The organism is Asanoa sp. NPDC049573 (assembly GCF_040676615.1).
Classification (GTDB): domain Bacteria; phylum Actinomycetota; class Actinomycetes; order Mycobacteriales; family Micromonosporaceae; genus Asanoa.
Window position 1 is genome coordinate 353,441 of the sequence record NZ_JBFAPI010000001.1, and the last position, 12,953, is coordinate 366,393.

Annotated in this window: 18 protein-coding genes; 13 read left to right on the plus strand and 5 right to left on the minus strand. The window is 70.9% G+C overall.

Translation table 11 applies throughout. The features are described 5' to 3' along the window. The first annotated feature begins 63 nt into the window (after nucleotides 1-63). The 7 genes from AB0J74_RS01650 to AB0J74_RS01680 are packed head-to-tail and all read left to right on the plus strand — an operon-like array spanning nucleotide 64 to nucleotide 3,303. The gene (locus AB0J74_RS01650) at nucleotides 64-618 is read left to right on the plus strand and encodes a MauE/DoxX family redox-associated membrane protein (RefSeq protein ID WP_363443151.1); all 555 of its coding nucleotides are present in this window, start codon (nucleotides 64-66) and stop codon (nucleotides 616-618) included. After that, entirely contained in the window at nucleotides 611-1,153 is a 543-nt protein-coding gene (locus AB0J74_RS01655) for a hypothetical protein (RefSeq protein WP_363443153.1), read from the plus strand. The genes AB0J74_RS01650 and AB0J74_RS01655 overlap by 8 nt, the downstream gene beginning before the upstream one ends. Further along, on the plus strand, nucleotides 1,150-1,314 hold the full coding sequence (locus AB0J74_RS01660; RefSeq protein ID WP_363443155.1) for a hypothetical protein: 165 nt from the start codon (nucleotides 1,150-1,152) through the stop codon (nucleotides 1,312-1,314). The genes AB0J74_RS01655 and AB0J74_RS01660 overlap by 4 nt, the downstream gene beginning before the upstream one ends. A gap of 18 nt (nucleotides 1,315-1,332) precedes the next feature. Then, nucleotides 1,333-1,884: a hypothetical protein gene (locus tag AB0J74_RS01665; protein ID WP_363443157.1), complete on the plus strand. Its 552-nt coding sequence runs from the start codon at nucleotides 1,333-1,335 to the stop codon at nucleotides 1,882-1,884. Nucleotides 1,885-1,907: 23 nt separating this feature from the next. Beyond that, the gene (locus AB0J74_RS01670) at nucleotides 1,908-2,453 is read left to right on the plus strand and encodes a DUF5666 domain-containing protein (protein ID WP_363443159.1); all 546 of its coding nucleotides are present in this window, start codon (nucleotides 1,908-1,910) and stop codon (nucleotides 2,451-2,453) included. After that, the gene (locus AB0J74_RS01675; RefSeq protein WP_363443161.1) at nucleotides 2,450-2,974 is read left to right on the plus strand and encodes a hypothetical protein; all 525 of its coding nucleotides are present in this window, start codon (nucleotides 2,450-2,452) and stop codon (nucleotides 2,972-2,974) included. The genes AB0J74_RS01670 and AB0J74_RS01675 overlap by 4 nt, the downstream gene beginning before the upstream one ends. Continuing rightward, the gene (locus AB0J74_RS01680; RefSeq protein ID WP_363443163.1) at nucleotides 2,971-3,303 is read left to right on the plus strand and encodes a hypothetical protein; all 333 of its coding nucleotides are present in this window, start codon (nucleotides 2,971-2,973) and stop codon (nucleotides 3,301-3,303) included. Before AB0J74_RS01675 ends, AB0J74_RS01680 begins: the two co-directional genes overlap by 4 nt. 78 nt (nucleotides 3,304-3,381) lie before the next feature. Here the strand turns inward: AB0J74_RS01680 and AB0J74_RS01685 are convergent, their stop codons facing one another. After that, nucleotides 3,382-3,690 (minus strand): hypothetical protein, encoded by a 309-nt coding sequence (locus AB0J74_RS01685; protein ID WP_363443165.1) that lies wholly within the window; start codon nucleotides 3,688-3,690, stop codon nucleotides 3,382-3,384. A gap of 111 nt (nucleotides 3,691-3,801) precedes the next feature. Continuing rightward, the gene (locus AB0J74_RS01690; protein ID WP_363443167.1) at nucleotides 3,802-4,026 is read right to left on the minus strand and encodes a hypothetical protein; all 225 of its coding nucleotides are present in this window, start codon (nucleotides 4,024-4,026) and stop codon (nucleotides 3,802-3,804) included. Between the two features lie 157 nt (nucleotides 4,027-4,183). Here AB0J74_RS01690 and AB0J74_RS01695 point away from each other — a divergent pair, with 157 nt between their 5' ends. Then, nucleotides 4,184-4,771: a hypothetical protein gene (locus AB0J74_RS01695; RefSeq protein WP_363443169.1), complete on the plus strand. Its 588-nt coding sequence runs from the start codon at nucleotides 4,184-4,186 to the stop codon at nucleotides 4,769-4,771. A 208-nt stretch (nucleotides 4,772-4,979) separates the two neighbouring features. Continuing rightward, the gene (locus tag AB0J74_RS01700) at nucleotides 4,980-7,442 is read left to right on the plus strand and encodes a M14 family metallopeptidase (protein WP_363443171.1); all 2,463 of its coding nucleotides are present in this window, start codon (nucleotides 4,980-4,982) and stop codon (nucleotides 7,440-7,442) included. 62 nt (nucleotides 7,443-7,504) lie between these two features. On the opposite strand, the gene AB0J74_RS01705 is transcribed toward AB0J74_RS01700, so the two are convergent. Beyond that, nucleotides 7,505-7,966, minus strand: a complete 462-nt coding sequence (locus AB0J74_RS01705) for an SRPBCC family protein (protein ID WP_363443173.1) — start codon at nucleotides 7,964-7,966, stop codon at nucleotides 7,505-7,507. A gap of 63 nt (nucleotides 7,967-8,029) precedes the next feature. On the opposite strand from AB0J74_RS01705, the gene AB0J74_RS01710 reads away from it, so the two are divergent. From AB0J74_RS01710 to AB0J74_RS01725, 4 genes are read left to right on the plus strand one after another with little or no spacing between them, the layout of a single operon-like run. Further along, on the plus strand, nucleotides 8,030-8,704 hold the full coding sequence (locus tag AB0J74_RS01710; protein WP_363443175.1) for a hypothetical protein: 675 nt from the start codon (nucleotides 8,030-8,032) through the stop codon (nucleotides 8,702-8,704). A gap of 17 nt (nucleotides 8,705-8,721) precedes the next feature. Further along, nucleotides 8,722-9,621 carry an FAD-dependent oxidoreductase gene (locus AB0J74_RS01715; RefSeq protein ID WP_363443177.1) on the plus strand — a complete coding sequence of 300 codons (900 nt, stop codon included), beginning with the start codon at nucleotides 8,722-8,724 and terminating at the stop codon, nucleotides 9,619-9,621. A 39-nt stretch (nucleotides 9,622-9,660) separates the two neighbouring features. Next, nucleotides 9,661-10,266, plus strand: a complete 606-nt coding sequence (locus tag AB0J74_RS01720; protein WP_363443179.1) for a toll/interleukin-1 receptor domain-containing protein — start codon at nucleotides 9,661-9,663, stop codon at nucleotides 10,264-10,266. Next, on the plus strand, nucleotides 10,263-12,074 hold the full coding sequence (locus AB0J74_RS01725; RefSeq protein ID WP_363443181.1) for an effector-associated domain EAD1-containing protein: 1,812 nt from the start codon (nucleotides 10,263-10,265) through the stop codon (nucleotides 12,072-12,074). The genes AB0J74_RS01720 and AB0J74_RS01725 overlap by 4 nt, the downstream gene beginning before the upstream one ends. Here AB0J74_RS01725 and AB0J74_RS01730 read toward each other — a convergent pair. Beyond that, nucleotides 12,065-12,337 (minus strand): hypothetical protein, encoded by a 273-nt coding sequence (locus tag AB0J74_RS01730; protein WP_363443183.1) that lies wholly within the window; start codon nucleotides 12,335-12,337, stop codon nucleotides 12,065-12,067. The two genes, AB0J74_RS01725 and AB0J74_RS01730, sit on opposite strands and share 10 nt — an antisense overlap. 30 nt (nucleotides 12,338-12,367) lie before the next feature. Then, nucleotides 12,368-12,787: a hypothetical protein gene (locus AB0J74_RS01735; RefSeq protein ID WP_363443185.1), complete on the minus strand. Its 420-nt coding sequence runs from the start codon at nucleotides 12,785-12,787 to the stop codon at nucleotides 12,368-12,370. Nucleotides 12,788-12,953: the final 166 nt, after the last annotated feature.

The following is a 12,953-nucleotide window of genomic DNA, read 5'->3' on the forward strand; positions in this document are numbered from 1 at the left end:
GCGTCACGTCCAGTGACTAGACAAGCATTGACCGTCACCATTTTTCTCAATACAGTGCCGTCTATGTCTACTACGGGGGTGGTGGTGGCCACGGCCACCGGGACCCTGGCCGCGATGTTCGCGACGAGCGGGGTCTCGAAGCTGCGACGGCCGTTCGACAGCGCCCTGGCGATGGTCCGGTTCGGCGTCCTGCGGCGGATCCGCCCGGCCGCCGGGCGCGCCCTCGGCGCCGTCGAACTCCTGCTGGCGGTAGCCCTCGTCGCCGCACCCGAGCCGTTCGTGGCGACCCTGGCCGCCGCCGGTGTGCTGGCCGTGTTCACCGCCCTGGTCGCCTGGGCGCTGGCGCACGGCCGCTCGTTCGAGTGCGCCTGCTTCGGTGCCGGCGAGCGGATCTCCTGGATCACTGTCGCGCGCAACATCGCGTTCATCGCGCTCGCCGCGGCGGTTGCGCTGGCGACCGCCCCGGGCGGTGCGTTCGTCGCGGCCGGGCTCGGCGACCGCGCCCTCGGCGTGCTGGTCGGCGCTCTGGTGATGTGCGCGGTCGCGCTGGTGTCCGTGCTGGTGACGCTCAATCCGTTCGCGACCCGGATCGAGACGGCGGGAGACGTCGATGGGTGACCTGGCACTGCTGGCGGTCGACGCGGTGTGGCTGGTGCTGCTCGGCCTCGGCGCCCTGGTGATCCGCCGCGAGTTGCAGTTGCTGCAGGACCGGCTGGCCGACATCGGCACGGCGCCGATGGACGGCATCGCCGTCGGCTCGTTCGCACCGCGTACCCCCGGCCTCGGTCGTGACGACGTGGTGCTCTTCCTGTTCGGCGACTGCGAGCCCTGCCACGACGCCGCCGAGATGGTCAGCCGGTCGCTCGTGCCGGGCCGGTTCCTGTGCGTGGTCAACGACGGCACCGTGCCGGGCTCGGCGGCCAGCGTGCTCGCGTTGCTCCCGTCCGGCGTCCGCACCGTCACCGGCGACCTCGCGAAGACGGCGCGCGAGCGTTTCCAGGTGCACTCCGCGCCGTTCGGTGTGACGGTCGTCGACGGACTCGTCGCGGCCAAGGGCACCCTGCGCAATCCCGACGACCTCGACCGCCTGGCCCACCTGGCCAACGGCCACCACCCGCTGGCCGTCGTCGGGACCCAGGAGCATCGTGCATGACGACGGCCGTCACCACGACCCGCGGGCCGGCGCGCCTCGCCTTCGCCACCGCGTCCGTCGCCGTGGGTGCCCTCCTGGCCGCGTGGAGCGGGACCGGACCGTTGCTGCCCCTGCTGGTCGCCGCGGTGCTGGCGGGGCAGGCGCAGCAGGCCCTGCCTTGAGGCCCCAACGTGATCGTCATGATCACGCGCGCCCGCGTGTCCGGGTGCTTCGACTCCTCCTTCGTGGCGGGCCTGGTCCTGCTGGCCTTCGCCCTGGCCGGAGCGCTGCTCAGCGGCGCCCTGCTGGGCCTGGCCGGCGCGGCCTTCGACCCGGTGACCCGGGCCGTGCTGACCGGTCTCGCCGCGCTGGCCGTGCTGCTGGGCGCGCTGACCCGCCCGGTGCCCTGGCAACTCGACCGGGAGACCGACCGGCGCTGGCTCGACTACCACGACTGGCGCACGGCGGCCCTCAACGGCTTCGCGCTCGGCCTCGGGTTCACCACCCGGATCGGATACTGGCTGTTCTACTTCGTCCTGCTGGCCGCGTTCGCGATCGCCGATCCGGTGCTCGCCGCGGCCGGGACGGCGGCGTACGCCCTGAGCCGGGTCGGTGGTTCTCTGCTGCTGGCCGCGACCGGGATCGAGGTCGCCGGTCGCGGCTGGATTCCCCGGCTCCGGACGGCCACCGACGCGGTGCTCTTCGCCGCGCTCGGGCACCTCGCCGTCGTGCTCGTGCGCTCCCTCGTGTGACCTTCGCCTAGAAAGGGGCGACCATGAAGTTCACCAGACGCAAGGTCCTCACCACCGGCTCGGTGGCGGTGGCCGGCGGAGCCGCGGCCGTCGCCGTGGCCGGCCCGGCCGAAGCCGCACCGGCGCTGAAACCGACGCCGGGGGTGAGCGTCGTCGAGAGCGTCGCCGGCGACACCGTCACCGTGCGCGTCCGCAGCGTCGGGCGACGCTTCGACGGCGCCGCCCGCACCGTCGCGGTCGACACCGAATCCTTCGGGTACGGGTGGAGCCTGCGCCCCGGCGACCTCGTGCTCGTCGAGGAGGCGGACGGTGCCGCGCGGGCGTTCCCGCTCTACCGCGACGTGGCGGGCCGGGTCGACGCGGTCGACGCGAAGTCGATGAAGATCGGCGGGGTGCGCGTGCGGCTCGACACCCGCACGCTGCTGTTCGCCCACGGCACCGACCAGCCGGTCATCGGCTCGACGTCGCGCCACCTCAAGGCCGGTGACACCGTCGCCGCCCAGTGCTTCGACAACCAGCGCGACGGGGCGCTGACCGTACATTTCCTGAAGCTCGCCGGGCCCGCGTGATGCTGCACGTCGTCGCGGTCGCCCTCGTGGTGCTCTGCGTGGTGCTCACCGTCGCGTTCGTGGCCTCGCTGCGCGGCATCGCCGAGTTGCGGATCCGCCTGGCCGGCGACGACGCCGGCGGCGTGCCGATGCTCATCATCGGGCGGCCCTTGCCCGAGTCGCTGCTCAGCCGGGTCTCCGACACCGAGTCCCTCGTCGTGTTCCTGTCGGCGACCTGCGGATCCTGCCTGCACCTCGCCGGCGAACTCGACCAGGTCGACGCGCCGTTCGTGGCGTGCGTGCTCGGCGATCCGCACGACACCGCGCCGGTCACCGAGGCGATCCCGGCCGGCGTGCCGGTCATCGCCGGCGACACCCACCGCATCGGTGTCGACATGAAGATCAAAACTTTCCCCACTGCCTTCGTCCAGCGTGACGGGTTCATCGTCGCCGTCGGCCAGGGCGGCGGTGCCGACACCGCCGCCGACCTCGACGAGCTCTGGCGGCAGGGCATCTCGGCTCACCAGGAGGCACGAGCGTGATCCAGGAACGAACCCGCACCACGACGCTGTCCCGCAACCGGTTCCTCGCCTTCGCCGGCACGGCCCTGGTAGCCGCCGCCTCGTCGGCGATGTTCCCCGGCCACGCCCAGGCGGCGGCCCCCAACGGCTGCCACGGCTACAACGGCTGTCCCTGCTGCAACTCGAGCTGCTGCGAGTCGGGCTGCACCCGCTACAACAGCTGCGGGAGCACAAGCTGCTGGCGCACCTGTGCCTACGAAGGCTCGACCCTGGTCAGCTTCTACTGCTGCGACTGGAAACGCAGCAACGGCGACTTCTGCATCTGCCGCGAACGCTGGGGCTCCTGCTGACGCACGCATTTCGGGATCCTGGCGGCGAAAGCTGGCGCCAGGATCCCGGACCAGCGACCGTACGCCCAGACCGGCCACTCACCGCACGGGGCGACGCAGGGCTCGCGCGTGCTCGGGCGAGGGCCTGCTGATGATCAGCAGAACGCCTACGGCTCCCAGCAGCACGGTAGAGCCGGCAAGGCAGGCGTAGAGCCAATTCGTGGAGACGAGGAAATTCGGTGACCTCGTGGACAGGTCACCGGCCCAGACTGCCGCGGCGAAGGCGACGAAAAGCACCGGGATCGCGGCGGCATTCGGCCATCGTCCGGCTCGGCGACGGACGGTTCGAACATCGTGGAACAACAGCGTGCCGGCCAGGGTCACCGTCAGCAAACCCGTCAAGGTCAAGCCCAGGTTGTAGGCGATCCATGCAAGCCTCGTCTCCTTCGGCTGCGGCGCGGGCGGCCTCCGTATCCGTGGCTCCGTTCATGAGGTAGAAGAGGGTGAGCGAAGGAGCCATCACTTGCGAGCGTTGGTGATGGTCTCGCCGGCGAGGACGGAGTAGGTGAGCGCCGCGAGAAGGAGCGCCACGAAGGCGGTCAGGAAACCCAAAAGGATCGGCCCACCTCGAGTTCGTGGGTGCGTTTGCAGGACGACGATCGCGGTGAAGGCGAAGCCGGCGAGCACCGCACTCATCTGCGCATAGAAGCCCGAGGTCTCGGCGATATCGAACAACGGAGGCACGCACGAGCCAACACCGTTTGGCACAGCGTTCCGCGTTCCGCGCTCTAAACCGAATCGCACGAATGTTCAGCGGTGCGTGACGATAATCCATCCGATGGCATCGCATCGCTGGGAAGTGGGTAGGACGTCCAGCCTCAGCGGGGCGAGGAGAACGTGGGTGGAGTCCGAGGGAACCGGGTCGAACCAGGGCGGGCGGCCCTCGTTGTCGCCGGTCCGGCCGATGCTCATCGCGTTGCTGGGGTTGGCCCTGGCCGCCGCCGGCGTCTACCTCCTCCGGCGCGACGACGAGTCGCTCCAGCTCGCCGGGTCGACGCTGTTCGTCTTCGGTCAGCTCGCCCTCGCCATCGCGATGTATCGGGCCATCCAGGACCGGGCCGCGCACTTCGCCGCGGCCGGCGTGCCCGAGGTCTGGACGCGGCCCCCGTTGCGCGGGCTGACCGACCTCGACCTGCGGCAATGGGACAACACCATCCGTGAGATGCGGCGGCCCTGGCCGGACGAGACCACCCTGCTCAACGCCGCCCGGGCCCGCGCGACCGGCGTACCCCTGCTGATCGTGCTCTCCGTCGCGACCCTGCTCGTGTCACTGGCGCGGTTCGTGCTGATGCTGCAGAACCCCGCGGCGCTGTTGGCGGTCTTCGCCCCGGTCAACCTGGTGCTCGGGTTCCTCGTCCTCGCGGTCGGCGTCCGCTACGCCCTCGACGGCCGGCGGGCCCGCGCCTACCTGGCGCGCTTCGGGCACTGATCAGGCCGGCGACCAGACGCCGGGGCCCAGGTCTGCCATGGAACGCCGGCTACCGGGCGGCCGGCTGGTCCATCAGCTCAAGTAATACTCAAGATCGGCTGCGCGCGGTTTCCGGAGCGAAAGATACACATACGCTGATCGGACTCAGCCTGTACGTGTGTCCTGAATGGACTCCAGCACCCCGAGCTGACCGAAGTAAGGAGGAAGCATGCGACGCAGACGACTGCGGATCGCACTTCTCGCGCTGCCGGCCCTGATGGTGGGCAGCGTCCTCATCGCGACCCCGTCCGCGGGCGCGGATCCCGCCGGCGGGCGGTCCACGCTGGAGAACGCGGACGAGGCCCGTTCCGTCCGGATCGAGCTGACCGGCTCCGCCATGCTCAACAAGGTCACCGACGCCGGCTTCGACGTCGAGCACGGCCTCGAGCGGGTGCCGAACGGCATCGAGGGCGAGGCCATGGTGACCGCCGACCAGGTCGCCGAGCTGAAAGCGCTGGGCGTCCGGATCCTGGGCGACGGCGAGGGCTTCGCCTGGCCCGAGGTGGCCGACGGCGGCCTGGCCACCAGCTTCGCCGCGCGGTCGGCCGCACCGCTGGCCGCGCAGCAGGACACCGTGCGGGTCGTCCGCGCCGACTGGTTCACCACGAAGGGCCAGGGCTTCCTCTACGTCGAGGCCCGCACCACCGAAGGGCAGCAGGCCGACCCGATCGTCGGCATGCAGCTGGAGAACGACTCGGGCAAGGCCACCCCGTGGGGCTACGCCCGCACGATGAGCCGGTTCGTCGACTCCGGTCAGTACATGTTCCACCGGAACCTGTTCAAGCTGGCCGCCCGGCCGCACCAGATCAAGGTCACCAGCTCGACCGGCGGCGTCGCCATCGGGACGGTCTCGGACTGGCTGGAGGGCGCTCCGCCGCCGTTGACCGAGAACCCGGGCTACAAGTCCAACTTCGTCGACAGCTACCGGAACCCGCAGCAGCTGTACGCGCGGGCCGAGGAGATCGCCGAGCAGTACCCGGACATCGCCGAGATCATCTACCTGCCCAACCGGACGAACGGCTACCAGCGTAAGGCCCAGGCCACGATCGGTGGCACCGGGCAGTCCGCGGTCGTCGTCGACTCGGCCGCGTGGGGCCACGAGGGCGGCAACGACATCACGGTCGAGTTCGTCGACCGGCCGGGCGCGGACCTCCCACTCGGTGTCGAGGTGACCGGCAAGGCCATCCGCGTGCTGCTCGCCAAGGACGCCGGCGGGGCGCTGGCCAGCACCGCCGCGGAGGTGTCGGCGGCGCTGGAGACCCAGTCGCAGGGGCTGGTCGACCGGGCACACCCGTACCGCACCAACACGGGCACCGGCATCGTCGCCGCCACGCCCGGCCCGGTCGCGCTGACCGACTTCCTCGACCAGAAGCGGGTCGGTGCGCCGGAGGGCGAGGTGCCGCGCGGCCCGAAGACGATCCCGGTCCTGCGGATCGGCAAGCACCGCGACGGGAGCCGGCCCGGCGTCCTGATCCAGGCGCAGGACCACGCCCGCGAGTGGGTGCCCGCGACGACCTCGCTGGAGTCGGCCGAGCGGCTGGTGCACAACTACAAGACCGACAAGGAGACGAAGAAGATCGTCAACGACACCGACGTCTTCTTCATCCTGTCGAACAACCCCGACGGGGCGAACTACAGCTTCTACAACAACGCCTCGCAGCGCCGGAACATGACCAACCACTGCCCGGACGAGAACGACGACCCGGCACGCCGCAACTCCTGGGGCGTCGACCTCAACCGCAACTACCGGGTCGGGTCGGGCTTCGACGGCTACGACGGCGCGTCGTTCAGCTGCACCAGCGACACGTTCCAGGGTCCGGCGGAGCTGTCCGAGCCGGAGTCGAAGAACATCATCTGGCTGGTCGAGAAGTACGCCAACATCAAGTTCATGATGTCGGTGCACTCCAACGGCGGCCAGCTGTTCTGGCAGCCCGGCGCCTACATCGCGGACGGCCGGATCACCACGCCGCGTCCGCCGCTGGGCGACGAGGCGTTCTACTGGCAGTCCGCCGGGCGGATCCTCTCGCAGGTCAAGGCCTACCGGCAGACCGTCGTCACGCCGGAGAACGTCGGCGGCTCGTCGGACGTCCTGTACTCGTCCGCGGGCAACGTCCGTGAAGACCTCTACAACACGTACGGCATCTTCGCCTTCGGTTGGGAGGTCGGCGGTTCGGTCTACAACCCGGCCACCGGCAACTGGCAGGGCGGCTCGTTCCAGCCGGCCTGGGACGGCGACCCGAACCTGGTCAGCGGCCACTCCGAGACGATGGAGTACGCGAACGGCATCATGGAGATGTTCCGGATCGCCGCGGAGTGGGGCAAGGACAAGAAGGACCCGACGTCGACCCTCGTGCCCGGCGGCGGCACGTTCAGCCGCCCGGTCGGCGTGCACTTCGAGACCGACGAGCCGGCCACCATCTACTACACGACCGACGGCAGCCGGCCCACCCTCGAGTCGCCCCGCTACGAGGCGACCGAGTTCCGGGAGCCGGGTGAGGTGATCCAGGTGACCACCACGACCACGTTCCAGTGGTTCTCGGTCGACGTCGCCGGCAACGTCGAGAACAACTACGACCCCGACAAGAACAAGGGCAAGGGCTTCAACAAGGCCACGATCACGATCGTCGACTAGCGACCGGGGTACGGGCGACCGCCGTCAGGACCTGGCGGCGGTCGCCCGACCCGGCCCGGCTGTCACGACCGGGACTCGACCAGGCGGGCCAGGTTGGCCAACGCCATCCGGGTCCCGGTCTCGTTGTCGGCCGGCGCGACGCTGTCCGGGAGTCCTTCGTGGACGATCAGCACGTCGGTGCCGCCCTCGGCGTCGGTCAACGTGGTGGTCATCGTCATCTCGCCCCGCAGCGCCGCGCTGTTGGTCTCGAACTCGAACACCTCGACCACCTGCTCGTCGGGCACGAGCCGCGCGAAGTGGCCGTGGTAGGTGTCGGTGTGCGACCCGGACTTGCCCGCGCTGCCGGGATCGTCGTAGGTCAGCGACACCCGGAACGTGCCGCCCTCGCGGGCCTCGAACTGGTGCACCTCGCTGGTCATCCCGGCCGGCACCCGCCACCGGGCGATCGCGGCGGGGTCGAGCAGGGCCGCGTAGACCGCCGACCGCGGCGCGTTGATGTGCTGCAGAACTCGCGTCGAGTACATGGCTCCCCACGGTAGCCCGGCGATCGGGGTAAACCGGATCGGGGTCTGGTGCGTCGAATCCGTATGAGGCGCTTCTTCGTACCCCTGCTGGCTCTGATCGCCCTCGGCGTGGCCGCGTGCGAACCGGGCGCGACCGCCGGCGGCATCGGCACCGCCGCACCCACACCCGCGACCGCGTCCGGGGCGGCCACCACCACCGCCGCGCCGGCGGCGACGAAGCGCGGGGCCTACCGGGTCAGCTATGGCTGGGCGGTGCCGTCCCGACCCGCCCGCGTCGCGCACCGGGTGGACGTGCCGGTGCAGCCGCCGCCCGCGGCACCCCTGCCCTTCCTGGCCACGGTCGAGGTCGGCGACCACCCGGGCGACGAACCGCCGTACACCCGGATGACGTTCGCGTTCGAGGGCGCCTGGCCGTCCTACGAGATCGCGTACGAGCGGTCGCTGACCCAGGACGGCACCGGCGACCCGGTGCCGCTGCCGGGCAACAGCGTCCTGCGGATCACCTTCACCGGCGCGCAGGCCCACGACGACCAGGGGCGCACGACCGCACGACCCGAAACCAAGCTGGGCTTCCCGACCCTGAAGGGGTACGCCGTCGCCGGCGACTTCGAAGGGCAGGTCGTCTACGGCCTGGGCATCCAGGCGGCGCCGAACAGCGACCAGGCCCGGCCGATCCGGGTCGGCGAGCTGATCCGCGCCGACGGCACCTACGTGGTGGCGGTCGACGTGCGGCGGTGAGCGGGCACCATGGTGGGGTGGACGTCGTCGTGCTCGGTGCCGGGATCATCGGGCTGACGGCCGCCCTCGAACTGCAGGCCGGCGGGGCCGAGGTGCGGATCGTCGCGGCCGAGGAGCCGGGCGACACGGTCTCGGCCGTGGCCGCCGCCGTCTGGTACCCGACCCGGATCGACGCCGACCCGCGGGTGCTCGGCTGGGGGACCCGGACCTTCGAGGCGTTCGCCGCGCAGGCCGGCAGCGCGCCCGGCGTCAGCATGCGGCCGACCCGCATGATCGTCCGGCACCCCGTCGACGGCCCGCCCTGGTGGGCGCCCGCCGTGCCGGACTTCGCCGATGTCGGCGGCGAGTGGCGGTTCACCGTGCCGGCCGTCGAGATGGTGCCCTACCTGGCCCACCTGCTCGACCGCTTCGCCGGGAACGGCGGTGTGTTCGAGCGCCGGCGGATCGACCACTTAGACGACCTCGACGCCCCGCGGATCGTCAACGCCACCGGCCTGGCCGCCCGCGCGCTCACCGGCGACGACCGCCTCTATCCCATCCGCGGCCAGGTGGTGGTCGTCGACAACCCGGGCCTGACCACCTCGATCCGCGACGAGGACCACCCGCTCGGCCCGGTCTACGTCCACCCGCGCAGCCGCGACGTCGTGCTCGGCGGCACGTTCGAGGTCGGCGACGACGACCGCACGGTCCGCCCGGCGACCGCCGACGCGATCATCGCCCGCGCCACCGACGTCGAGCCCCGCCTGGCCGGTGCGCCGGTCCGGCGCCACCTCGTCGGCCTACGGCCCGCCCGGCGCGGCGGCCCGCGTGTCGAAACCGAGAACCGGATCGTCCACGCGTACGGACACAGCGGCGCCGGCATGACCCTCTGCTGGGGTACCGCCGGGGAGGTGGCCCGCCTGGTCGAGCGCGGATAAACTCGGGCCTCCGCACACCGTCCACATTCGGGACCGAGCTTGTCCTACTCATACGAGGTGTTCGTCAGCTACCGGCGCGCGAACGCCTGGCCGCGCTTTCTGGACGGCACGTTCCTGCCGATGTTCCGGCACTGGCTCAGCGCCGAACTCGACCGCGAGCCGCGGATCTTCTTCGACGCCGACCTCATCGAGACGGGCACCTCCTGGCCGCACGCCCTGGCACACGGCGTGGCCGGCTCGAAGGTGATGCTCTGCCTCTGGTCGCGGCAATACTTCACCAGCCCGTGGTGCCTGGCCGAGCTGGGCCACATGCTCGCCCGCCGCCGGGCCCTGGCCGACACGCCGCCGCCGCTCGTGCTGGCCGCGGTCATCCACGACGGCGAGCACATCGCCGCCGACCTCGGCGACATCCAGCGCTTCGACATCCAGCCCTACGCGAACCCCTGGCTGGCCCGCGACAGCCCGACGGCGGAGGAGTTGTCCAACCGCGTACGGGTGCTCGCGTCACACGTCGCCCACGCGCTCGAGCAGGCGCCCGAGCACGACGAGAAGTGGGCCGACCTGGCCGTGGAGGAGTTCGTCGAGCTTTACCGGACCCGCAGCCTGCAGCGGGCGGTGCCCAGCCTCGGCGGGAGCCGGCCATGATCGTCACGTTCTACTCCTACAAGGGCGGCACCGGCCGCACGATGGCCCTGGCCAACATCGCGGTCCTGCTGGCCAATGCCGGGCACCGGGTCCTGATGGTCGACTTCGACCTGGAGGCGCCCGGCATCTGGCGGTATTTCAGCGACCTGCAGACCGGCCTGGATCGCCAGGAGGGCCTGCTCGACCTGCTGAACGCGCACGCTGACGGGCACAGGGTCGACTGGCGCTCCTACACCACGAAGATCCGGATCGGCGTCCAGTCGGTGTCGCTGATGACCAGCGGCCGGCAGGACGCCGACTATCCGGGGCGGGTCCTCGACTTCGACTGGTCCGCTTTCTTCGCCCAGCACGGCGGCGGCGAGTTCTTCGAACGCCTGCGCGACGAGTGGCTGGCCGAGTACGACTTCGTCCTGATCGACAGCCGGACGGGCATCACCGACATCGGCGGCATCTGCACGATCGCCCTGCCCGACATGATCGTCCCGGTCTTCGTCGCCAACAACCAGAACATCGACGGCGTGGTCGAGGTCCTGCGCCGCGCCCAGAAGGGCCGCCAGGACCTGGCCTACGACCGGGCGCCGGCCCTGGTTCTGCCGGTCCTGTCCCGCTTCGACAGCCGCACCGAGTACGAGTTCGTCAACGAGTGGCTGACCAACGCCGCCAACCGCTTCGGCGAGTTCTACGCCGACTGGCTTCCGGCCCAGGTCAATCCGCGGGTCGTGCTGGAGCGCACCAAACTGCCCTACGTCGCCTACTTCGGCTTCGGCGAGAAGCTGGCCGTGCTGCTTCAGGGCATCAGTGACCCGGATTCGCTCGGCTATGCCGTCAACTCGATAGCCACGCTGATCAGGAGCCGGCTGGCCGACCTCTCGCCGGTCGTTCCCCAGCCGATCGGTTCCGCGGCGGTGACCGGGTCGGCGAGGTCGCTGGCGCCGGCCGTCGACACCTGGATCGCGGCCGTCCACCTCGACGAGATGCTCCTCGGCACCGCCGTCCTCATCGATCGGCGGCTGTTGCTCACCGCCGCCCACCTGGTGGCGGCGCACAACGCGAACGACCTCTCGGTGTCGTTTCCGAAGGCTGACGACGAACGCAGGTACGCCGTCGCCGATGTCGCGTTGCCGGACGACATCGAGTCACACGACTTCGTCCTGATCACTCTGGCCGAGCCCGCGCCGCCCTCGGCCAGCCCGGCCCGGCTCGACTTCTCCGCGCCGAACGACCTCGTGGGCCAGCGGTGGTGGGCCTTCGGGTTCCCCCGGGACAACAAGTTCGGCCGAGCGGTCCATGGCACCGTGGCCGCCAGCCTCACCTACGGGTTGCTCCAGCTCGAATCGCAGTCGCGGCCCGGGCTGGAAGGGGGCTTCAGCGGCGCCGCCGTCTGGTCGCCCGACCAACAGGCGGTGGTCGGGCTGGTCGTCGGCAAGACCGGCGAAGGCGACGGCCTGGCCCTCACGCTGCATCGGATCGACGCCTCCGCCAAGCAGGACATTCGACGGCTGCGCAACCTGGTGGTGGATTCCGCGCAGCTCGGCTCCCGCCAGCGGCGCGATCTCGTCACGGCACTCGCCCGCGCCTTCGGCACCTGGGATCGCGCGAGCGAGCTGCTGCAGCTTCTCGGGTTCCCGGCCCGTCAACGGCCGAGCCGCGGCGAGTACGCGTCACCGGAGCTGCTCTGGGAACGGATCATCACCGACGTGGAGAACGGCGCGGTCGAGGGCGGCGTCGGCCAGCTCGTCGCCGAGGCGCTCAAGATCTATCCGCACAATCCGGTGTTGACGGAGATCGCCGCGACCCTTCAGCCCTGACCGCGGACGATCGCGACCGCCAGCCGGCACATCTCGTCCATGTTGGGTTCGAAGCCGGCCGCGATGTCGGGGTGGAGGCCCGCCTTGGTCTCCTCGACCAACTGACGGCAGACGACCTCGAACTCCTCACCCCGGTAGGACGCCCGGACCCGGTCGGTCGCCGCCTGGAGCGCCGAGGTGAGTTGGTCCTCCAGGGGACCCCGCAGCTTGCGTTGGACCGGGTCGTCGGGATCGGGCTCGAGCGTGACGTGGGGTTCGGACATGGGCCGGCAGTTACCCGCCCACGCCCGCGGCTACACGCCCAGTGATGTGACGCGGACCTGGTAGGACGGCTCGTCGCCGATCTCCTCGCGATAGGTCATCGACCGGATCTGGCGCTCGTCGGCGAACAGCGTGACGTCGGCCAGCACACCGAGATGGGTGCCGGTGAGCCGGCCGCGCTTGTCGCTGAGCACGTCGGCGACGCCGGCCAGGAAGCGGGGCGCGGAGCCGACGTGTTGGGCCGGGCCGCGGACGACGAGGTCGAGGGCGACCGCCGCGCGCAGCGGGGTCCAGCCGCTCTGCTGCGCGGCCGCCAGCGCGGCGAGCAGCAGGGTGCGTACCCGTTCGGCCTGGCGGTGGCCGGCGGACAGGATCGACAGGGTTTCGGTCTTCTGCGGCGGGTGGCCGCGCACCTCGAAGGTGACGCTCAGCGCCTGGGTGATGTCCTGCACGGCACTACCTCCGCGGGTCGGGCGGGGGCGACGCTACGTAAGGCGACGGTACCGTGTCGCGCTCGCGTCCACGAGGTGTACGTGAGGTCCACGTTTGTTTTTCCCGCACGGTGGGCATGGACCGAGATCGGTGCCAGCGACAAGCAGGGCGCCAGACCGCGATGAC

Excerpts from the sequence above, each read along its gene's own strand:
- AB0J74_RS01665 (WP_363443157.1), top strand. The coding sequence starts at position 1,333 with ATGATCACGCGCGCCCGCGTGTCCGGGTGCTTCGACTCCTCCTTCGTG.
- AB0J74_RS01705 (WP_363443173.1), bottom strand. The coding sequence starts at position 7,966 with ATGTACTCGACGCGAGTTCTGCAGCACATCAACGCGCCGCGGTCGGCG.
- AB0J74_RS01660 (WP_363443155.1), top strand. The coding sequence starts at position 1,150 with ATGACGACGGCCGTCACCACGACCCGCGGGCCGGCGCGCCTCGCCTTC.
- AB0J74_RS01650 (WP_363443151.1), top strand. The coding sequence starts at position 64 with ATGTCTACTACGGGGGTGGTGGTGGCCACGGCCACCGGGACCCTGGCC.
- AB0J74_RS01655 (WP_363443153.1), top strand. The coding sequence starts at position 611 with ATGGGTGACCTGGCACTGCTGGCGGTCGACGCGGTGTGGCTGGTGCTG.
- AB0J74_RS01710 (WP_363443175.1), top strand. The coding sequence starts at position 8,030 with ATGAGGCGCTTCTTCGTACCCCTGCTGGCTCTGATCGCCCTCGGCGTG.
- AB0J74_RS01730 (WP_363443183.1), bottom strand. The coding sequence starts at position 12,337 with ATGTCCGAACCCCACGTCACGCTCGAGCCCGATCCCGACGACCCGGTC.
- AB0J74_RS01725 (WP_363443181.1), top strand. The coding sequence starts at position 10,263 with ATGATCGTCACGTTCTACTCCTACAAGGGCGGCACCGGCCGCACGATG.
- AB0J74_RS01700 (WP_363443171.1), top strand. The coding sequence starts at position 4,980 with ATGCGACGCAGACGACTGCGGATCGCACTTCTCGCGCTGCCGGCCCTG.
- AB0J74_RS01670 (WP_363443159.1), top strand. The coding sequence starts at position 1,908 with ATGAAGTTCACCAGACGCAAGGTCCTCACCACCGGCTCGGTGGCGGTG.